Annotated in this window: 16 protein-coding genes; 8 read left to right on the top strand and 8 right to left on the bottom strand. The window is 66.8% G+C overall.

Features of this window, described 5'->3' with window-relative positions; translation table 11 throughout:
• Positions 1–7: 7 nt before the first annotated feature.
• The 6 genes from purN (at position 8) to IEV67_RS08415 (ending at position 8,383) form a co-directional block, all read left to right on the top strand.
• Positions 8–589 (top strand): phosphoribosylglycinamide formyltransferase, encoded by a 582-nt coding sequence (gene purN, locus IEV67_RS08440; RefSeq protein WP_188436129.1) that lies wholly within the window; start codon positions 8–10, stop codon positions 587–589.
• Between the two features lie 47 nt (positions 590–636).
• A complete protein-coding gene (purH, locus tag IEV67_RS08435) occupies positions 637–2,244 on the top strand; it encodes a bifunctional phosphoribosylaminoimidazolecarboxamide formyltransferase/IMP cyclohydrolase (RefSeq protein WP_188436128.1) in 1,608 nt (535 codons plus the stop codon).
• Positions 2,245–2,412: 168 nt separating this feature from the next.
• On the top strand, positions 2,413–3,906 hold the full coding sequence (locus IEV67_RS08430) for a DNA-3-methyladenine glycosylase 2 family protein (RefSeq protein ID WP_188436127.1): 1,494 nt from the start codon (positions 2,413–2,415) through the stop codon (positions 3,904–3,906).
• On the top strand, positions 3,903–4,397 hold the full coding sequence (locus IEV67_RS08425) for a methylated-DNA--[protein]-cysteine S-methyltransferase (RefSeq protein WP_188436126.1): 495 nt from the start codon (positions 3,903–3,905) through the stop codon (positions 4,395–4,397). Before IEV67_RS08430 ends, IEV67_RS08425 begins: the two co-directional genes overlap by 4 nt.
• A 276-nt stretch (positions 4,398–4,673) precedes the next feature.
• Positions 4,674–6,572, top strand: coding sequence for an ABC transporter ATP-binding protein (locus tag IEV67_RS08420; protein ID WP_188436125.1), 1,899 nt, complete (start codon positions 4,674–4,676; stop codon positions 6,570–6,572).
• Entirely contained in the window at positions 6,569–8,383 is a 1,815-nt protein-coding gene (locus tag IEV67_RS08415) for an ABC transporter ATP-binding protein (RefSeq protein WP_188436124.1), read from the top strand. Before IEV67_RS08420 ends, IEV67_RS08415 begins: the two co-directional genes overlap by 4 nt.
• Before the next feature lie 99 nt (positions 8,384–8,482).
• On the opposite strand, the gene IEV67_RS08410 is transcribed toward IEV67_RS08415, so the two are convergent.
• A complete protein-coding gene (locus tag IEV67_RS08410) occupies positions 8,483–9,349 on the bottom strand; it encodes an endonuclease domain-containing protein (RefSeq protein WP_188436123.1) in 867 nt (288 codons plus the stop codon).
• Positions 9,350–9,575: 226 nt separating this feature from the next.
• Between IEV67_RS08410 and IEV67_RS08405 the strand changes: the two genes are divergently transcribed.
• Positions 9,576–10,466 carry a hypothetical protein gene (locus tag IEV67_RS08405; protein ID WP_188436122.1) on the top strand — a complete coding sequence of 297 codons (891 nt, stop codon included), beginning with the start codon at positions 9,576–9,578 and terminating at the stop codon, positions 10,464–10,466.
• Positions 10,467–10,469: 3 nt separating this feature from the next.
• Here IEV67_RS08405 and IEV67_RS08400 read toward each other — a convergent pair whose 3' ends face one another.
• From IEV67_RS08400 to IEV67_RS08370, 7 genes are all read right to left on the bottom strand, one after another.
• Positions 10,470–11,906 (bottom strand): GH1 family beta-glucosidase, encoded by a 1,437-nt coding sequence (locus IEV67_RS08400; protein WP_188436121.1) that lies wholly within the window; start codon positions 11,904–11,906, stop codon positions 10,470–10,472.
• Positions 11,903–14,134 (bottom strand): alpha-xylosidase, encoded by a 2,232-nt coding sequence (gene yicI / locus IEV67_RS08395; RefSeq protein WP_188436120.1) that lies wholly within the window; start codon positions 14,132–14,134, stop codon positions 11,903–11,905. The genes IEV67_RS08400 and yicI overlap by 4 nt, the downstream gene beginning before the upstream one ends.
• Positions 14,134–15,021, bottom strand: coding sequence for a carbohydrate ABC transporter permease (locus IEV67_RS08390; protein WP_229702917.1), 888 nt, complete (start codon positions 15,019–15,021; stop codon positions 14,134–14,136). The genes yicI and IEV67_RS08390 overlap by 1 nt, the downstream gene beginning before the upstream one ends.
• On the bottom strand, positions 15,021–15,983 hold the full coding sequence (locus IEV67_RS08385) for a carbohydrate ABC transporter permease (protein WP_188436119.1): 963 nt from the start codon (positions 15,981–15,983) through the stop codon (positions 15,021–15,023). Before IEV67_RS08385 ends, IEV67_RS08390 begins: the two co-directional genes overlap by 1 nt.
• A gap of 54 nt (positions 15,984–16,037) precedes the next feature.
• Positions 16,038–17,345 (bottom strand): ABC transporter substrate-binding protein, encoded by a 1,308-nt coding sequence (locus IEV67_RS08380; RefSeq protein WP_188436118.1) that lies wholly within the window; start codon positions 17,343–17,345, stop codon positions 16,038–16,040.
• Between the two features lie 124 nt (positions 17,346–17,469).
• Positions 17,470–18,483: a LacI family DNA-binding transcriptional regulator gene (locus tag IEV67_RS08375; RefSeq protein WP_188436117.1), complete on the bottom strand. Its 1,014-nt coding sequence runs from the start codon at positions 18,481–18,483 to the stop codon at positions 17,470–17,472.
• Between the two features lie 213 nt (positions 18,484–18,696).
• Positions 18,697–19,155: a GNAT family N-acetyltransferase gene (locus tag IEV67_RS08370; protein WP_188436116.1), complete on the bottom strand. Its 459-nt coding sequence runs from the start codon at positions 19,153–19,155 to the stop codon at positions 18,697–18,699.
• Positions 19,156–19,273: 118 nt separating this feature from the next.
• Here IEV67_RS08370 and IEV67_RS08365 point away from each other — a divergent pair, with 118 nt between their 5' ends.
• A complete protein-coding gene (locus tag IEV67_RS08365; protein ID WP_188436115.1) occupies positions 19,274–21,493 on the top strand; it encodes an NADP-dependent isocitrate dehydrogenase in 2,220 nt (739 codons plus the stop codon).
• Positions 21,494–21,519: the final 26 nt, after the last annotated feature.

Genomic DNA, 21,519 nt, shown 5'->3' with positions numbered 1-21,519 from the left:
TGGCCGGGTGCTCACGGTCGCCGTTCTCATCTCGGGCACCGGCTCGAATCTCCGCGCTCTGCTCGACGCCGCACGCCACCCCGACTTCCCCGCGCGGATCGTCGTGGTCGGCGCCGATCGCGACGCTGAAGGGCTCGCGCACGCCGAGGAATTCGGCATCCCGACCTTCACCGCCCCGTTCCGAGACTTCGCCGACCGCGAAGCATGGGGCGAAGAGCTCGGCCGTCAGCTCGAGGTCCACAATCCCGACCTCATCGTGCTCAGCGGCCTCATGCGACTGCTGCCGGCCTCGCTGGTCGCACGCTACAGCCCGCGGATCGTCAACACGCATCCCGCGTATCTGCCCGAATTCCCCGGGGCGCACGGCGTGCGAGACGCGCTCGCCGCCGGCGTCCCGCAGACCGGTGCCAGCGTCATCGTCGTCGACGACGGCATCGACAGCGGCCCGATTCTCGCCCAGGAGCGCATCCCGGTGCTCCAGGACGACACCGAGCACACCCTGCACGAGCGCATCAAGCCCGTGGAGCGGCGTCTGCTCATCGACGTCGTGCGGCGCATAGCCACCGGCGAGCTCGCCCTGACCCACTGACCTTTTTCTGACCCGCATCCGAACGACACTCGCACGAAGGAGCTCCCATGGCCGGTCCGCGCCACGACTCGTCCCTCTATCGCGAACGCGACACCGTGCCGATCCGGCGCGCGCTCGTCTCGGTGAGCGACAAGACCGATCTCCTGGAGCTGGCAGCGGCGCTCGCCGAAGCCGGAGTCGAGATCGTCTCCACTGGTTCCACCGCAGCGACCATCCGTGAGGCAGGTCACGAGGTGACCGACGTCGCCGCCGTCACCGGTGTCGCCGAGATGCTCGACGGACGGGTCAAGACGCTGCACCCGCGCATCCACGGCGGTCTTCTGGCCGACCTGCGACTGGAAGACCACGAACGCCAGCTCGCCGACCTCGAGATCGAGCCGTTCGAGCTTGTCGTCGTGAACCTGTACCCCTTCGTCGAGGCCGTCGCATCCGGGGCATCCGGTGACGACGCCGTCGAGCAGATCGACATCGGCGGGCCCGCCATGGTGCGCGCCGCCGCGAAGAACCATGCCAACGTCGCGATCGTCGTCTCGCCGGAGTCGTACCCCGCGCTCATCGAGGCCGTCGCGGCCGGAGGCACCACGCTCTCGCAGCGCCGCGAACTCGCCGCTCGCGCGTTCGCGCACACCTCCACCTACGACACCGCGGTCGCCGCCTGGTTCGCCGAGGGCACGCTCAACGACGGCGGCGAGCTGCCGGAGCACCTGACGATCAAGGCGGAGCGCCTGTCGACCCTGCGCTACGGCGAGAACGCCCATCAGCGTGGTGCCATCTACACCCGTGTCGGCGGTCATGGCATCGCCCAGGCCGTGCAGCTGCAGGGCAAGGAGATGTCGTACAACAACTACGTCGACGCGGATGCCGCGCTGCGCGCCGCCTTCGACATGGTGCTGCCCGCGGTCGCCATCGTGAAGCACGCGAACCCGTGCGGCATCGCGACGACGGCGCCGAACGCCCTCGACCCCATCGCCAGTGCGCATCTGCGGGCTCACGAGTGCGACCCCGTGTCGGCGTACGGCGGGGTCATCGCCACGAACGGCACCGTCACGCTGAAGATGGCGGAGAACCTCAAGGACATCTTCACCGAGGTCATCGTCGCCCCGGCGTTCGAGCCGGAGGCACTCGCGGTGTTCAAGGCGAAGAAGAACATGCGCGTGCTGCAGCTGCCGGACGACTGGCAGCAGGAGCAGATGGACGTGCGCCTGGTCTCCGGCGGGCTCCTGCTGCAGGATGCCGATCGCTTCCCCGACGAGATCGGCGCCGTGGCGCAGAACTGGCAGCTCATCACCGGCGAGCGTCCAGCGGATGAGGAGATGTCGGACCTCATCTTCGCGTGGAAGGCCTGCCGCGCCGTGAAGTCGAACGCGATCGTGCTGGCACAGGGCAAGGCCACGGTCGGCATCGGCATGGGCCAGGTCAACCGCGTCGACTCCTGCCGCCTCGCGGTGGAGCGCGCCGGAGACCGCGTCAAGGGATCGGTCGCGGCATCCGACGCCTTCTTCCCGTTCGCCGATGGCCCCCAGGTGCTCATCGACGCGGGCGTGAAGACGATCATCCAGCCGGGCGGATCCGTGCGCGACAACGAAGTCATCGCCGCGGCAGAGGCTGCCGGCGTGACGATGTTCTTCACGGGCGAGCGCCACTTCTTCCACTGAGTCGCGTCTCGGCGGCACTGCGCCGAGACCCCGTCTTCCTGCCGAGACCCCGTCGTATCTACGTGAATACGACGGGGTCTCGGCGATAACCAGGGGTCTCGGCGGTAGCGCCACTGCAATGTCCGATTTCCGCGAGCCAGCGGCATTCGGACGTGTCAGAGTGGATGCATGACCTTCCCCGCACTGAGCACGATGAGCTTCGACGAACGGTACCGCGCGATCGATGCGCGCGACATCCGCTTCGACGGGCAGTTCGTCACGGCTGTGCACTCGACCGGGATCTACTGCCGTCCGTCGTGCCCGGCGCGCACGCCCAAGCGCGAGAACGTCAGCTTCTACCCGACGAGTGCCGCGGCCCACGAGGCGGGCTTCCGCGCCTGCAAGCGGTGCCTTCCGGAGGCCGCACCCGGATCGTCCGCGTGGGATCTTCGCGGTGACGCGGCAGCACGCGCCATGCGCCTGATCGCCGACGGGGTCGTCGAGCGCGAGGGCGTCTCAGGTCTCGCCGCACGGCTCGGCTACTCCTCCCGTCATCTCACCCGGCTGCTCACGACCGAGCTCGGTGCCGGACCACTCGCCCTCGCACGTGCGCATCGCGCCCACAACGCGCGGATGCTGCTCGTCGGCACCGACCTACCGATCGCCGATATCGCGTTCTCTGCCGGCTTCGCCAGCATCCGCCAGTGCAACGACACGATCCGAGAGGTTTTCGGCCTGACACCCACCGAGTTGCGTGCCCGTCGTAGGACCTCGTCGGTCGTGTCACCGGGGACGATCGATCTGGTCCTGCCGCACCGTGAGCCGATGGATGCCGCTGGTATCTTCTCGTGGATGGCTGCGCGAGCGCTGCCCGGCGTGGAGAGCGCGACCGACAACTCCTTCGCACGGCACCTGCGCATGCCTGGCGGGTACGCCTGGTTCGAAGTGCGAAGGGGTGAGGGCGCGACGCTGCGGCTGCGCGCTCGCGTCGCGCATCTCGGCGACCTGGCCCCGCTGGTCGCGACGACTCGCCGCATCTTCGACCTGGATGCTGATCCCGCCGCCGTCGATGCCGCGCTGTCGTCGCATCCGGAGCTCGCTCCGCTCGTGGCACGAGTACCAGGCATCCGCGTTCCAGGTTCCGCCGACCCGCACGAGATGCTCATCCGCGCGATGGTCGGCCAGCAGATCACCGTCGTCGCCGCGCGCACTGCGCTGACCGCGCTCGCCGAGGCGCTGGGGGAGAAGGTCGACGGCGGACACCTCTTCCCGACCATGTCGGCGATCGCCGAGCACGGCGCCGAGGTGCTGCGAGGACCTGCCGCTCGCATCAGAGCCATCACCGGTGCCGCGGCTGCTCTCGCCGACGGCTCGCTGACACTCACGGTCGGTGACGATCGCGTCGCGCAGCGGGCAGAACTTCTCGCCATGCCGGGGATCGGCCCGTGGACCGCCGACTACGTGCGGATGCGCGTGATCGGAGACCCTGACGTCTTCCTCCCCGGGGACGTCGCCGTGCGGGCTGGAGCAGCAGCCGCTGGCCTCCCCGCCGATCCGAAGCCCCTGACCGCCTGGGCCGAGCGCACTGCGCCCTGGCGCAGCTATCTCACCGCACACCTGTGGCGCGCAGCTCCCGTGCGCGTGCCCAAGACGACCAAGACCATCAGTAAGGAGCTCTCATGACCGCTCTCATCCAGACCATCGACACCGCAGACGGCGCCTTCACCCTGCTCGTCGACAGCGAGCAGCGCGTGCTCGCCTCGGGGTGGACCGCAGACCACGACGCCATCATCACGCGGCTCGCCGAGCGCACGCGCCCGGCGGACATCAGAGAAGGCGAGACGGATGCCGCGGCCGCCGTCCGCGCGTACTACGACGGCGACCTCACCGCCATCGACACCGTGCCCGTACGCCAGTTCGGCACCGAGATGCAGCAGGCCGGATGGGACGCACTGCGCCGGATCACCCCTGGGGAACCGCTCACGTACACGTCCTTCGCCGCAGGGCTCGGCAATCCGCAGGCGGTGCGTGCCGCGGCATCCATCTGCGCCCGTAATGCGCCGGCGCTGTTCGTGCCGTGCCATCGTGTGCTGCGCTCCGACGGATCGCTCGGCGGCTTCGCCTGGGGCCTGCCGGTGAAGGAGTCGCTGCTCGCGCGGGAGGCCGCGGCCTGAGGAGGCGCAGCGCACGGAAGTTGCACGAAGAGGGAATGACTCTTGCGCCCAGCTGGTTCACAGCAATAGGCTGGAGGGCTGTCGCACCGACCGGGCGACGATGCCGAGCCTGAGGAGGACACCATGATTTCGATCGCCGTTGCGCAGATCACCGTTCTTGGCTCGAACCCGGTGTACCGCGCCTAGCGTTCCACCCCGCACTTCGACTTCCGGGCTCCACGTCGCACTCGCGAGCCCGTCCCGCTCCTCTTCCGCATCGAAACTCGTCTGAGAGTCATGTCTTCCTCGTCATCGCAGAAACAGTCCTCTTCGCTGTCCGCTCCAGCCGCACTCTGGCGCCTTGCACCTTTCGTGAAACCCGTCGTCTGGCGGTTCGTCGGCGGCGCCGCGAGTGCGCTCGGCGCGGCCGTCATCGCCCTGATGATCCCGCTCGTGCTCGAGCAGATCGTGCAGGGTCCGATCCGCACGGGGTCGATAGGCCTCATCGTCCTCGGCGCCGTCGTCGTGCTCGTGCTGGGCTTCGGTGAAGCACTCATGGTGTGGCTGCGCCGCTGGTTCATCCTGAAGCCGTCCACCGAGGTCGAGTACCGCATGCGCACGCAGCTCTACTCGCGCCTGCAGACTCTTCCGGTCTCGTTCCACGACCGCTGGCAGTCCGGCCAGCTGCTCAGCCGCATGATGCAGGACATCGGCCTCATCCGCCGCTGGCTGGCATTCGGGCTGATCCTGCTCGTCGTCAACCTGCTGACCATCATCATCGGAGCGGTGCTGCTGTTCCGCTGGCACTGGCTGCTGGGGACGATCTTCATCGTCACCGCGATCCCGCTGTGGATCACCGGCTACCGCTTCGAGAAGCGCTACGGACGTCTTGCACGCCAGAGTCAGGATCAGGCCGGCGACCTCGCGACCAGCGTCGAGGAGAGCGTGCACGGCATCCGCGTGCTCAAGGCGTTCGGTCGCGGAAAGCACGCGCTCACCCGCTTCAGCACACAGGCCGAGTCGCTGCGCACGACCGAGCTCAGCAAGGCGCGCGCGGTCGGATCCATCTGGTTCTGGCTCGACCTCATGCCGCAGGTCGCGTTCGGTCTCAGCCTGATGTCGGGCATCTGGCTGATCTCGCAGGGCGCGATCGAGCTGCCAGAGCTGTTCGCGTTCTTCGCGATGGCGACCGTGCTGCGTTGGCCGATCGAGTCGATCGGGTTCCTGTTCTCGTTCATGCTGGATGCGCGCACCGCATCCGACCGCGTGTTCGACATCTTCTCAGAGACGAACAGCATCACCGACCCGGAGCACCCGGTGCGCATCGAAGAGCCCCGCGGCGAGCTCGCCTTCGAAGGTGCGCACTTCCGGTACCAGGATGCCGGCGCCTCCGAGCGCGACCTGCTCGACGGCATCGACCTGGTGCTGCGCCCCGGCGAGACCATGGCGCTTGTCGGCCTCACCGGCAGTGGCAAGACCACGCTCACCACGCTGCCCACGCGTCTGTATGACGTGACGGGAGGCCGCGTCACGCTAGACGGCGTCGATGTGCGCGACCTGACGCTCGTGGAGCTGCGTCGTCACATCGCCATGGCCTTCGAGGACGCCACGCTGTTCTCGGCATCCGTCCGCGAGAACGTTCTGCTCGGCCGCGCCGAGCTCGACATCCACAGCGAGGAGGGCGAGCGCGTACTGCGCGAAGCCCTCGACGTCGCGCAGGCGAACTTCGTCGACGCGCTGCCTGAAGGCGTGGAGACGGTGATCGGCGAGGAAGGGCTCAGTCTCTCCGGCGGACAGCGGCAGCGACTCGCGCTCGCTCGCGCCGTCGCCGCCAACCCCCGGGTTCTCGTGCTGGACGATCCGCTCTCGGCGCTGGACGTCGACACCGAGGCGCTCGTGGAAGAGGCACTGCGCCGCGTGCTCGCCGACACCACGGCCATGATCGTCGCGCACCGTCCATCGACGGTCGCGCTCGCCGATCGGGTCGCGCTGCTCGAACGCGGGCGCATCACCGCGGTCGGCACGCACTCCGAGCTGCTGCGCACGAGTACGCACTACCGGCACGTGATCTCCAGCCTCGAGGCGGAGGAGGCGGCGCGCACGGGCGCGATCCCGATCATCACGGATGAAGACCTCGAAGCGGCCGGCGTCGCCGACGAAGCATCCGCCACCGAGGAAGAGGAGGTGCAGGCATGAGTGCGGCATTGACCGGAACCCAGGGCGAAGACCGCTCGAACTACACCCGCGAAGAGAGCAAGGCGATCCGTCAGCGTTCGCTGCGACTGCTCGGCTCTCTCGTGACCCCGTTGCGCGCACAGATCGTGCTCGCGGCGATCGTGCTCGTGATCTCGACCGCGCTGCAGGTCGCCGGCCCGATCCTCATCGGCGTCGGCCTCGACTGGGCGCTCCCGGCCGTGATCGACAACGCGGACTGGATGCCGACGTTCGGCATCGGACTCATCTACCTGGTCGCCGGCGGTGCGGCGGCAGCGCTGATCGGGTGGTACGTCGTGATCGCCGCGCGCATCACGCAGGCGGTGCTGATCGATCTGCGCAAGCGGATCTTCCTGCACACCCAGCGGCTGAGCCTCGAATTCCACGAGACGTACACGTCCGGACGCATCATCTCGCGTCAGACGAGCGACCTCGACTCGATCCGCGAGCTGCTCGACGGCGGGCTCAACAACCTCGTCTCGGGTGTGCTGTTCGGTGCCTTCACCTTCATCGCGCTCGTGGTGTGGGACTGGCAGTCCGGCGTGATCCTGCTGATCGCGCTCATCCCGCTCTACCTGCTCATGCGCTGGTTCTACTCGCGTTCGCAGGTCGTCTTCCGTGAATCGCGCGTCATCAGCGCCAAGGTCATCGTGCAGTTCGTGGAGACGATGACCGGCATCCGCGCCGTCAAGGCGTTCCGCAAGGAGCCGCGCAACGACGTCACCTTCCAGAAGGTCGCCGGCGACTACCGCGACGTTAACCGTCGTTCGATGCTGCTGTTCGGCACGTTCGAGCCTGGTCTCATGACCGTGGCCGCCTTCACCCTGGGCATCGTCGTGCTCTGGGGCGGCATCCGCGTCTCGACCGGAGCGCTGACCGTCGGCGTGCTGCTGTCTGCCGTGCTGTACGTGCGGAACTTCTTCGCGCCGATGCAGGAGATCGCGATGTTCCTGAACTCCTACCAGTCCGCGACCGCGGCGCTGGAGAAGGTCTCCGGTGTGCTGGACGAGGTGCCGACGGTTCCGGACCCAGAGAAGCCGGTCGATCTCTGGGAATCGCGCGGACACGTGAACTTCGACGAGGTCACGTTCGGGTACTCGGGGGAGAAGACGATCCTTCCGAACTTCTCGCTCGACATCCCTGCGGGGCAGACGATCGCGCTGGTGGGCACCACGGGCGCGGGCAAGTCGACCCTCGCTAAGCTCATCTCGCGCTTCTACGACCCGTCGCTCGGACGCGTCACGCTCGACGGGGTGGATCTGCGGTCGCTGCATCCGAAGGACCTGCGTCGCGCGATCGTCATGGTCACGCAGGAGGCCTACCTGTTCAGCGGGACGGTGGCGGACAACATCGCCCTCGGAAAGCCGGATGCCACGATGGACGAGATCCGCTCTGCTGCGCGCGCAGTCGGGGCTGACGAGTTCATCTCCGCGCTGCCTGACGGCTACGCGAGCGATGTGAACAAGCGCGGCGGTCGCGTGTCGGCGGGGCAGCGCCAGCTGATCTCGTTCGCGCGGGCGTTCCTCGCCGACCCCGCCGTGCTGATCCTCGACGAGGCCACGGCGTCGCTCGACATCCCGTCTGAGCGACTCATCCAGGACGCACTGCAGACGCTGCTCGCCGACCGCACGGCCATCATCATCGCTCACCGCCTGTCGACGGTCGCGATCGCCGATCGGGTGCTGGTGATGGAGCACGGGCAGATCATCGAGGACGACACTCCTGAGACGCTGATCAGCGGCACGGGCAAGTTCGCCCAGCTGCACGCGGCGTGGCAGGAGACCCTGGTCTAGGCGCGCTCGCCGCAAGTCTGGCGGCCACGCGCAACTCTGGCGGCCACATCCTCGGATCGTGGCCGCCAGAGTTGACTTGATCCGCCAGAGTTGCGGGAGTCAGGCGCGGCGTGCCTGCGCAGCCGGGCTCAGGTGCAGGCCTCGAGCCACGGCGGCGGCGACCGTTCGTTCCACATACGCCCAGTCGTGGATCACCTGTGCGTATGTGAAGCGCAGCACGGTGTGTCCACGCAGTCGCAACTGGGCGTCGTGGGCCACGTCACGTGTGCGATCGGCAGACGATGAATGGAATGCGAACCCATCGAGTTGAACAACGAGGTGCGTGCCGATGAGTACGTCGACCTTGTGTCCGGCGAGCATGACCTGTTGTCTGATGGGCACGCCCCACGGGCTCAAACGTACGACGAAGATCGTCTCCAAGCCGGAGTCAGACATCCCGCGGACCGTGTTCGCGTAATCGCGTGATGCCGAATCGGGCCAACGCACGGCGCGCATCGACTCAAGGTCGAGATGCTCGACCTTGACCGCGGACTCCCATACGGACAGGGCGTCTTCGCTCGAGAGGCACTGGGCGATGTGCGCCAATGCATCTTCGACGGATGCTTGCAACACGCGGTCTCCGCGGTCGACAAGCGGCCTAGCCCAATGGAACGTCACATCGGTGCGCAGCCGGTGCGCGTTCGGCCTGACTTGCAGGTGATGCTGGTCGTCCGTGCCGTCTGAGCTGTCGGGGATCCACCAGTTGCGGCGGCGTGCGAGTGACAGGCACGTCAGACGTCCGGCCGCGGCTGCTGCCGTGAACAGATCCGCAGGTGCACTGTCCAAAGCGATCCAGGTGCTGCGGATGCGGTGCACGTGGCCAGCGCGAATGGCCGCACGGACATGACTCGGCGAGAAGCCGTGTGCCGCGGCATCCGCTCGGTGGGCGATACCGTCGCGGGTGGAGAGCCATTTGACCAGGTCCATGCGAACAGAATGTCCCGTGTGGAACGGACCAGTGAGTCACGAAGACGTGCATGGTGGAGAACTGCCGCGAGACCGGGCTTGTGGAGGGCCGGACAACCGCGCAACTCTGGCGGCCGTGATCGACTCTGGCGGCCACATCCTCGGATCGTGGCCGCCAGAGTTGAGTCCGGCCGCAGAAGTTGTCGCGACGGGGTCGTAGCGGTGCCAAGCTGGTTACCATGAAGGAGTGGACCCCCTCATGCTGGCAGCCGAGTGGTGGTGGATCGCGCCCGCCGCTGTCGGAGCGGGTGCCGTGACGGCTGCGGGGATGCATCGGCGCGGAAGCTCCAGCGGACGGCGGCTGGCGTTCGATGCCGCCAGGGAGGATCTGAAAGAGGCGCAGTACCGGGCCGCCGAGCGGCGACGTGCAGTCAAGCTCGCTCGTGCGGAGCATGCCCGCCTCGTCGCCGAGCGCACGGCCTCGCGCGCCTCTGCCGCCGACGTCGCGAGCGCCCGACGCGTGCTCAAGCACGCCGAACAGGATGCGAGGGCGGCGGCTGCCGACGTGCGCGCGCGCCGCGTGCAAATGAACGTGGCGCGGGCGGAGATTCCCCTGGCATCCAAGCGCGAGCGCTATCCGGTCGCGCGACTGCACCGCGCGCACGATGCGATCACCGCACGCTGGATGGACTACGAGACGGATCCGGCGAAACTCATCGCCTACCCCACCATGAGCGATGCGAAGGACCAGGCGACGGCGGCGTTCCTCAGAGCCTCACGCCACGCCCAGGAGTCGCGTCCGGCAGCGGGAGAGCGCATCACGACCGAGGAATTCGCCACGTATCGAGATGCCGTGGCCCAGCTCGAGCGCACATTCGATGTCGCCGAGCATTCGGCGAAGGCGCGCGCCGCCGGTCGGGACCCGAACGCGGCACCCGTGTGGCAGGACACCGCGCAGCAGGTCTTCACCCGATCGGCCGATGTACTCGACAAGGCCACCGAGGCCGCGGCATCCGCACTCGCAGCCTGGAACGCGCGCAGCCGGCCGCACGCGGCAGCGAAACCGGACGAACCAGAGGCGAACGATCCGAAACCCAAGCCCACGAAGATCTGGCCGGTGCCGCGGCGCGACTCCTGATCGCTACGCCGGAATCGCGCGGGCGCGCACCAGCTCCTGGTACCAGTGCCCCGAGTCCTTGACGGTGCGCTCCAGCGAGTCGAAGTCGACGCGGACGATGCCGAATCGCTTGGCGTAGCCGTAGCCCCATTCGAAGTTGTCCAGCAGCGACCACACGAAGTAGCCGCGCAGGTCAACGCCGCGCTCGATCGCCCGATGCGCCGCAGTGAAGTGGCGACGCAGGTAGTCGGTGCGCTCGGGGTCTGGCACCGAGCCGTCTTCGGCGACCTCGTCCTCGAACGCTGCGCCGTTCTCCGTCACCATCAGCGGCTGCTCGGGGAACTGCTCCGACAGCGAGACGAGCAGTTCCTCGAGGCCTTCCGGCGCGATGTTCCAGCCCATGGCCGTGTACGGCCCCGGCTGCTGCACGAACTCCACGGCCTGGTCGCTGCCCGGCCATGCGGTGCCGGCCGACGTGCCCTTGTGCCCGTCGTTCTGCTGCTTCTCGGACACGCCGTCCCACAGGCGGACGGTCGCGGTCGAGTAGTAGTTCACGCCGAGCACGTCGATCGGCTGGTTGATCGTCTCGAGGTCGCCGTCCTGCACGAATGCCCAGTCGGTCACCTCCGCCGTGTCGGCCAGCAGATCGGCCGGATACTCACCGCGGAGCATCGGATGCGTGAACGCGCGGTTCGCGAGCGCGTCGATGCGGCGCATCGCCTCCGCCGCGCCGTCGCCCTGCCCGCGGAGCACGTGGAAGTTCAGCGTGACGGAGTAGTCGGGGTCGCCGGTCGACGTCGCGCGCAGCGCCTGAACCGCGCGACCGTGCGCCAGGTTCAGATGATGCACGGCCGACAGCGCCGAAGCGGGCTCCGTGCGTCCTGGCGCGTGCCCGCCCTGGCCGTAGCCGAGGTACGCCGAGCACCACGGCTCGTTCAGCGTCGTCCAGGTGTGCACGCGGTCGCCGAGCGCTGTGCCCATGATCTCGGCGTAGCGCTCGAAGGCATCGCTTGTGGCGCGGGAGGTCCAGCCGCCGGCGTCTTCGAGATACTGCGGAAGATCCCAGTGGTACAGCGTCGCGACAGGGCGGATGCCGCGCTCGAGCAGCCCGTCGACCAGACGCGAGTAGAAGTCGATGCCCGCCTGGTTCACGGCGCCGTCGGCGGTCGGCTGGATCCGCGGCCAGGCGATCGAGAAGCGGTACGCCTCCAGCCCGAGCTGCTTCATGAGATCGAGGTCCTCCGAGACTCGGTGGTAGTGATCGCACGCGACGTCGCCGGTGTCACCGTTCCAGACCTTGCCAGGCGTCTTGGCGAACGTGTCCCAGATCGACGGCGTGCGGCCGTCCTCGGCCGCGGCGCCCTCGATCTGATACGAGGCGGTGGCCGAGCCGAACGTGAACGACGGCGGGAAGACCAGGCCGGAGTCGCGGTAGTCGGCTGAGCCTGTCGTGCGGGTCATCCGGTGATCTCCTCGAGGTCTGCGGTGTAACTGCGGCTGGTGCCGTCGGGCGCGGTGACGGTGATCGAGCGTTGCCCGGCGCCGCCCCGGAAGACCCGGAGGGTCAACCCGTCATGGTAGTCGTAATCCGGCCGGTCCTCACGGGCTCCCCAGGGCAGAACAGCGCCTGGGCGCACGTACAGGGGCAGGGACGTGTAGCCGTGCGTCTCGCGCAGCCAGCGCCCGCCCACGACGACCTCGCCGGTCAGCAGCGACGTCCACTCGCCCTCGGGCAGGTAGAACTCCACCTCACCCGACTCGGTGAACACCGGCGCGACGAGCAGGTCGGGGCCGAGCATGTACTGCCTGTCCAGATACGCGACCGCCGGATCCTCGGGGAACTCCAGCTGCATGGGGCGCATGACCGGCACGCCGGTGCGCGTTGCATGCAGTCCCACCTGATGCAGGTACGGCATCAGTCGCATCTTGAGGCGGGTGAACAGGCGCGTGACGTCGACCGCCTCGTCGTCGAACGCCCACGGCACCCGGTACGACGACGAGCCGTGGAAGCGCGAATGCGAGCCGAGCAGGCCGAACGCCGTCCAACGCTTGAATACGCTGGCATCCGGCATGCCCTCGAAGCCGCCGATGTCGTGGCTCCAGAACGCGAAGCCGCTGAGCGCGAGCGAGAGGCCACCGCGTAGCGTCTCGGCCATCGACGCGAAGGTCGACGTCGAGTCGCCACCCCAGTGCACGGGCATGCTCTGACCGCCGGCCGTCGCCGAGCGCGCGAACAGCACAGCCTCGCCTTGGCCACGGACGTCCGTGAGCACATCGTGTACGGCGCGGTTGTACAGCTGCGCGTACAGGTTGTGCATGCGGGCGGGATCCGACCCGTCGGCCCAGACGACATCCGTCGGGATGCGCTCGCCGAAGTCGGTCTTGAAGCAGTCCACGCCCTGGTCTATGAGGCGGCGCAGTTTCGACTGATACCAGGACACGGCATCCGGGCTGGTGAAGTCGACCAGCGCCATGCCGGCCTGCCACAGGTCCCACTGCCAGATCGAGCCGTCCGCACGCTTGACGAGGTACCCGGCGTCGCCAGCCTCGCGGAACAGGGGGGAGCGCTGGGCGATGTATGGGTTGATCCAGACCGACACCCGCAGATCCTTCTCATGCAGGCGCTCGAGCATGCCGGTCGGATCGGGGAAGACGCGAGGATCCCATTCGAAGTCGCACCAGTTGAACTCGCGCATCCAGAAGCAGTCGAAGTGGAACACCGACACCGGAAGCTCGCGCGCCGACATCTCGTCGATGAACGAGTTCACTGTCTGCTCGTCGTAGTCGGTCGTGAAGCTCGTCGACAGCCACAGACCGTACGACCAGGCCGGCACGACCGGTGGACGCCCGGTCAGCGCAGTGTAGCGACCGAGCACCTCCTTCGCCGTGGGGCCAGCGATGACGAAGTATTCGAGTACCTCGCCTGGTACCGAGAACTGCACGCGCTCGACCGCCTCCGAGCCGATCTCGTACGAGACGTGGCCCGGATCGTTCACGAGCACGCCGTAGCCGCGGTTGGAAAGGTGGAATGGCACGCTCTTGTACGCCTGCTCGCTGGAGGTGCCGCCGTCGGCGTTCCAGATCTCCACCGTCTGACCGTTCTTGACCAGTGGGCCGAAGCGCTCGCCGAGGCCGTAGATGAGCTCGCCGACTCCGAGGTCCAGCTGCTCGTGCACGAAGGTCGTCTCTGCGAGCGCCGGCGATCCGCCGCGGGCGTTGCCGACGATGCCGCGGTCGACCTGCGCATCGGCGGAGAGGCGCACATAGCCCTGCCCTTTGTTCCCGCTGCCGGTGACCCGCTTCCCTTCGACCTCGAAGGAGAGGTTCCACGGTGCACCGGGGGCGACCCGGGCGGTGATGGCGCCGCTGGTGAGAGCGCCTCCGTCCACGGACACGGATGCCTCACCGGCCGCTGTCGCGCCAGGCAGAGTGAAGCCGCCGTGCCAGCGCCCGCCTTCATGGTGCGCGATGCGCACGCGGATCACGCCCTCGGCGGGGGAGGAGAGCGTCGTTGTGAGCACCGGTCGATTGAGCACGTCGCCGCGCTTGGCGATGACCATGGTGGGGGCGGTGACGACGATGCCGGGGCCGTCAGGGGTGTCGTCGCTGGTCGCGATGTCGTAGGCCTCCTGCGCGTACAGCGCCGTGAGCCCAGGACGCAGCTGCCAGAACCCGTCGGTGAACTTCATTACTTGACTGCTCCTGCCGTGATGCCGCGTGTCAGCGTGCGCTGGAAGATGAGGAAGAAGATGAGGGTGGGGATGATGCCCAGGAGCGCCGACGCGCTCGTGGTCGTGACGTCCATCAGCCGATCGCCCTGCAGCACGCTGATCGCGACCGGCACCGTCTGGTTCGCGTTCGACGCGAGGAACGTCAGCGGGATTAGGAACTCGTTCCAGGTCCAGATGAAGAAGAAGATGAGCAGCACGGAGAGCGTCGGACGGCTGATCGGGAAGACGACCCGCCACAGGATCTGCCAGCGGCCGGCGCCGTCGAGGGATGCGGCTTCGAGGATCTCCTTGGGGAATGTCCCGTATACGGACGACAGCAGGTACGTTCCGAACGCCGCCTGAATGACGGTGAACACGATGATCACCGACCAGACATTGTCGTAGAGGCCGACCGATTTGAACATGTAGTACAGCGGGTAGAGCAACGCCTCCTGCGGGAGAAGGTTGGCCAGCAGGAACAGCAGCACGATCCATGAGCGTCCGCGGACGCGCCCGATGCCGATGGCGAATGCGTTCAGCATGGATATGACGACGGCGAGGACCGAGACGATTCCGGCGATGAAGATCGAGTTCCAGACCTTCTCCGGGAAGTTGACGCGCTCCCAGAACTTGATGATCCCCCCGAGGTCGAGCGACTCGGGGAGGGCGAGAGGTCCGGAAGTCGCGTAGTCGACGGGTGACTTGAACGAGTTCACCAGGACGAGGTAGAACGGTGCGATGACCAGAAGGGCACCGATGACGACGAGCGAGAGCATGAGCCAGTCGACGGGTCGCTTCTTGGTCATGCCGCCGCGGGGGCGGCTCTTGGCCGGTTTCCCGGTGACGATGGCAGTGGTGGCGTGCATCACAGTCCCGCCCTTTCCTTGCGTTCGAGGGAGTTCTGGACGCGGATGAAGACGATCGAGACGATGACCACGACGATCGTGAGCACTGTGGCGATCGTGGCGCCGTAGCCGACGTTCCGCTTTGTGAAGAATTCCTGATACGCGTAGTACGCGGGGACGAGAGTGGAACCCGCAGGACCGCCACGCGTGATGATGTAGACCGGACCGAAGACCTTGAGTGCGGCGATGGTGCACGTCAGCGTGACGACGAAGATCTCCGGACGGATGATGCTCATCGTGATCGCGGAGAAGCGCTGCAGCCAGTTCGCACCATCGAGTTCTGCTGCCTCGTACAGTTCGGGATCGACGCGCTGCAGTGCGGCCATGAAGACGACGACAGGGTAGCCGAGTTGCACCCAGACCATGACGACCATGAGAACGATGAGTGCGGAGGGCATCTGCCCGAGCCAGTCGTACGCGGGAACCCCGAACCAGCCGAGGATCTGGTTGAGGGCGCCGTCGTCACCGGGACGGACGATCCAGCCGATGACGATGCCGGCGACGGCGATCGGCAGGATCTGCGGCAGATAGTAGGTGGCTCGCAGGAAACTGCCGACCTTGCCGCCGAACTTGCGTCCGACGACGTCGAAGAGCAGCGCCGCAACTATCAATCCGACGATCGTCGGTACCACGACCATCGCCAGGATCATCCAGACCGAGTTGATGAAGGACGTCCAGAAGTCGCCGTCGGTGAGGATCTTCTGCCAGTTCTCGAGCCCGATGAACTCCGGTGCGCGCACGCCCTTCCACTTCGTGAAGGTGAGGTACACGTTCCATACGAGCGGGACGATGACGATGACCAGCAACAGCGCGAAGCCGGGGAGCAGGTACATCCAGTACGCGCCGGTTCCGCCGCTGCGCTGCGGAATCGACGGTTGTTCGGGCGGCAGCGTCGTGCGGCCCCATCGGGTGTCAAGTGACATGTTCAACTCCAGAAAGTGCAGGGGCGGCCGCCGTGCGGCCGCCCCTGCTGCGGATCAACGGAATTCTGCAGTGCCTTCGTCGTACTGCTCGCCGAGATTGGCGTTGGTCGTCTCGACGTCCTGCGCGCCGGTGATCAAACCCTGGAGCTCCTGGACGAGAACGTCGTAGAAGCCGGGAGCGGGCCAGTCCGGGTAGAAGGAGAGGCCGTCGGCGTCGAGGACGCCGTTGAACGTCTCGATCAGTTCCGCACTCTTCGCGTCTGTGATGTCGGCGGCGTCGACGGCGACGGGGAGGCCGCCGTTGTTGCCGATGATGGCCTGGATCTCGGGGCGCATCGTGATGTCGATGAACTCGTACGCGAGTTCCTTGTTCGCAGCGTTCTCGGGCACGACCCAGAGGTTGCCGGAGGAACCCAGCGACAGATCTGCGCCGGGGAACGCGGTGAGGGTCCAGTCGAATCCGGTGGCCTCGGCGACGAAGCGCCCGAACCACCAAGATCCGGAGACGAAGATCGGGGAGCTGCCGTTGATGAAGGAGACCCCGGCGTCCTCCGCCTTGACGGATGAGACATCGGAGGCGATGTAACCCTTGTCGACGTACTCCTTGAGAGTCTCGGTGGCCGAGGTGACCTCCGGACCCTCCCAGTCGACCGGGTCCTTGTAGAGCTGATAGTCGTCGACGAACCCGCGGTCACCCTCGAGGAGAGCGAGCTGGTACCAAAGCTGGCCCAGCGGGTACTCCGCGCCGGCTTCAGCGAGCGGGGTGATGCCCTTCGCGACGAACGCGTCGAGCACGTCGACGAAGTCCTCGTACGTCGTGGGGATCTCCAGGCCGGCGGCCGCGAAGGCGTCCTTGTTGTAGTAGACGCCGACGAACTCGCCGTAGTTCGGGATGCCGTACCAGGCGTCGCCGCCCATGACGCCGTCTTCGCTGTACTTTGCTGTCGTCTGCAACGAGGGGGCGAGCTTCTCGTCCCACCCGTATTCGGCCACGGCATCGGAGATGTCCGTGATCAGGCCGGTCGACGCTAGGAACCCCGCGGTGGCGTTGCCCTTGTTGAACTCCATCAGGTCGGGCGCGGCGTCGGTGTCGAGCACCTGACTCGCGGTCTTCTGAATCTGCTCGAACGACTTCTCCTCGAACTCGACCGTCGCGCCGGTCTCCTCTTCGAAGATCTTGATGGCCTCGGCCCACGCCTTGCCCATGGCGCTGTCGGCGCCCTCGTAGTGCCAGAGCTTCAGGGTGTCGCCGTCGCCGCTGTCGCTCGCGGAACCGGATGTGCAACCGCTCAGGGCGAGCCCCGTCACGGTCAACGCCGCTAATACGGCGAGTGACTTCTTTCCTTGGTTGGTACGTGCCATCGTCGGCACTCCTTTCTCAGTGGCCAAGCGGCCGGACACTTCAATGGGTCGGATTTTCAGTTGTTGTGATTCATAGCGTCGAAGCGTTTCGATGCGCGACGTGCGGACAGGAAGAAGAACAGGCTCACCCGCGACCGGGAGCGATGGATCCGGCAGCGAGGTATTCGGGATCGAGAAGGTGAACCTCGGGAAGAAATCGCTCGCCTTCGACGTGCCGAACTGCCAGATCGACGGCGTATTCGCACGATCGCTGCGGCACGAGGGGGATCGTGTCGATCTTCACTGGCAGCGCAGTCGTGTCGAAGGACGCCGCGGCGGAGATCACCGAGACATCGACGCCGACGCGGAGGCCGCGCTCGTGGAGCGTCGCGAGCAGCACTTCATGCACGTCGCCCACGGCGTGGACGATGAACGCGCGCTCACCGTTGTCCAGGGCGGTCTCGACGGCGGAACGGACGACCGCGATATCCGTGGCGATCTCGCCAGTGGTGACCCAGGCGACGTCGACGCCGCGCTCGGCGGCACGAGCCTGAACGCCGTGCAGAAGCCGACGGGGAAAATTGGATTTACGGTACGAGACCTCGGTCTGCCCGAGAAGCACGATGCGACTGTAGCCGGCATCGGCCAGTCGGTCGACGGCGAGGTGGCCTACGGCACCGAAGTCGAGGTCGACGCAGGTCAGGTCGCTGTGATCGTCGGGAACGCCGATGAATATCGTGGGAGTGCGCATCGAACGAGCGATCGCGACGCGCTCGTCGTCCGGCGCGACGTCGAGGACGAGGATCGCGTCGACGAGCTTGCTCGCAGCCACCCTGTTCATGCCCTCTGACGCTTGCTCATCGGTCAGCAGAAGGATGTCATAACCGCGCTGGCGCGCCGCGACCGCCGCCGCCAATACGAAGGCCATGTGTGTGGGAGCGTGCGTGTCGGCGCGTAACGGCTCGGTGAGCGCGAAGATGTTCGTGCGGCGACCCGCGAGCATTCGGGCACCGGCCTCCGGCTGATACCCGAGAGCTGTGACGGCATGTTCTATGCGCAGGCGGGTTTTCTCGGATACTGGGCGTTTGCCACTGAGCGCATACGACACAGTGCTGATCGACACGCCAGCGGCCTTGGCCACCTCGTGAATCGTCGACATGTGCACTCCATCGTCGCTGCTGCAGGATCCGTCGAAGCGTTTCGACGACGCCTCTCCAGCGATGATAGACAACAGCGAACGTGAACGCAAGCCTTTTGTGGTCCTTGCCAACAAATCAGAAGCGCCGTCGGAAACCTTCGGCTCGCATGTCGATCGTTGGAAGGCGACGGGACTTCGGTGGGGGAGGGGATCCGAGGCCCCGCCGCCGCTCTCTCAAGGTGTGAGACGGATCTCCGCTATCACTTCGGAGTACTCCGTCTCGCCGACCGGAGTGAAGCCGACGCGCTGGAAGAATGCCTCTGGACCGTTGTCGCCGGCCTCGTAGATCACGTTGACATGATCCATCCCGCGCCGTCGGGCCTCATCAAGAAGACTCTCGACGGCGAAGCGGCCGACGCCGCGACCCTGGTCGTCGGCGTCGACGTTGATGCGCCACAGCACCGAGCGGAAGTGCTCCTCCTCGGCCTCCGGGTCGAAGCTGGCGCTCACGAATCCGACGACCTCGTTGCGATCGAGGATCACACGCTGCCACGACGTCTGAGGATTGATCACGGTCGCCGCGATCCCGTAAGAGACCGGAGCAAGGTACTGCTCCTGCCCTGGCTTGAGCGACAGATTGTTCACGGCGACGATCGTCGCAGCGGAGAGTTCGACCACGCGCAGTTCCGTCATACGCCCAGGGTAACCTCTCCGGGCGGTGCCTGCGCCGAAAGATGTCTGCCAATGCCGACTGACCACTCAGGTATCTTGGTATCGAGACAGTTTTGACTCGTGAACGGAGAAACTCCCGGTGACCGACGACGCCATCATCTACACCCACACGGACGAGGCACCGGCTCTGGCCACCGCATCGTTCCTCCCTATCGTCCAGGCCTATGCGGGCAAGGCGGGGGTCGAGATCGAGACCCGCGACATCTCGCTGGCAGGACGCATCCTCGCGGCATTCCCGCAGCGGCTCAGCGCTGATCAAGAGGTCTCCGACGCACTTGCCGAGCTCGGCGGTCTTGCGACCCTGCCAGAGGCCAACATCATCAAGCTGCCGAACATCTCGGCATCCATCCCGCAGCTCAAGGGCGCCATCGCCGAACTGCAGGGCCAGGGCTACGACATCCCGAGCTTCCCGGACGAGCCCTCCTCGCTCGAGGAGAAGGACGTCCGCGCGCGCTACGACCGCATCAAGGGCTCGGCAGTGAACCCCGTGCTGCGCGAGGGCAACAGCGACCGTCGTGCTCCGCTCGCCGTGAAGAACTACGCCAAGAAGCACCCGCACACGAACAAGCCGTTCGCCGAGGGCTCGAAGACCCGCGTCGCCACGATGACCGCCGATGACTTCAAGCACAACGAGAAGTCCTGGGTCGCCGCGCACGACGACGTCCTCACCATCCGTCACACCGCCGAAGACGGCACGGTCACGGTGCTCAAGGACAACCTCAAGGTGCTGCCGCGCGAGATCATCGACGCCACGTTCCTCTCGGCATCCGCTCTCGACGCCTTCCTCGCGGAGACGTTCGAGGCGGCCAAGACCGACGACGTGCTGTACTCGGTGCACCTCAAGGCCACGATGATGAAGGTCTCCGATCCGATCATCTTCGGTCACGTCGTCAAGACCTTCTTCGCCGACGTCTTCGCCCGTTTCGGCGACAAGCTCGCCGCGGCCGGCCTCAGCCCCAACGACGGTCTGGGCTCGATCCTGACCGGCCTGGCGAGCATCGAGGGCGGCAAGGAGATCGCCGACGAGTTCGCGGGCGCCCTCGAGAAGGGCCCGCGGCTGTCCTACACGAACTCCGACAAGGGCATCACCAACCTGCACGTTCCATCCGACGTCATCGTCGATGCGTCGATGCCCGCCCTCGTGCGCAACGGCGGCAGGCTCTGGGGTGTGGACGGGGGCGAGGACGACACTCTCGCCGTCATCCCCGACTCCTCCTACGCGGGTGTGTACCAGGCCGTGATCGACGACGTGATCGCGAACGGTCCGCTCAACCCCGCCACCATCGGCACCGTGCCGAACGTGGGCCTGATGGCCCAGGCCGCCGAGGAGTACGGCAGCCACGACAAGACGTTCGAGATCTCGGCCCCTGGCCTCGTCGAGGTCATCGACAGCGAGGGCATCGTGCTCATCGAGCACACCGTCGGCGCCGGCGACATCTGGCGTGCGACCCAGACCAAGCACATCCCCGTGATCGACTGGGTGCGTCTGGCCGTGTCGCGCGCCCAGGCGACCGGCGACCCTGCTGTGTTCTGGCTCGACGTGAACCGCGCGCACGACGCGCAACTGATCGCGAAGGTGCACCAGGCCCTTGCGACGCTCGACACCAAGGGAGCGCAGATCTCGATCCTCGCCCCCGAGGAGGCGACTCGCTACACGCTCGCCCGCATGCGCCACGGCCTCGACACCATCTCGGTGTCCGGCAACGTGCTGCGCGACTACCTGACCGATCTGTTCCCGATCCTCGAGGTGGGAACGAGCGCCAAGATGCTCTCGATCGTTCCGCTCCTCGCCGGCGGCGGATTGTTCGAGACCGGTGCGGGCGGGTCAGCCCCGAAGCACGTGCAGCAGCTCGTCGAGGAGAACTACCTGCGGTGGGACTCGCTGGGCGAGTTCTTCGCGCTGGCGGCTTCGCTCGAGCACTTCGCCGATCGCAACAGCAATGAGCAGGCGCGCGTGCTCGCCGAGACGCTGGATGCTGCGACCGGAACCTTCCTCGAAGAGGATCGCTCTCCCGGACGCAAGCTCGGCACGATCGACAACCGCGGCAGCCACTTCTACCTGAGCCTGTACTGGGCGCAGGAGCTCGCCGCGCAGACCAAGGATGCCGACCTCGCCGCGGCGTTCGCTCCGATCGCCGCAGACCTCGCAGCCAAGGAGCAGGAGATCGTCTCCGAGCTCAATGGCGCACAGGGCACGGCGGTCGACATCGGAGGCTACTACCGCCCAGACGTCGAGAAGGTCACGAAGGTGATGCGCCCGTCCGCCACCCTGAACGCAATCATCGACGCGATCGCGTAGACCGAACACACACGAATGAAGGGCGG

Origin of the sequence: Microbacterium murale (assembly GCF_014635185.1) — a bacterium.
In the GTDB taxonomy this organism is placed as follows: Bacteria; Actinomycetota; Actinomycetes; order Actinomycetales; family Microbacteriaceae; genus Microbacterium; species Microbacterium murale.
This window is presented reverse-complemented; position numbering and strand designations above follow the sequence as displayed.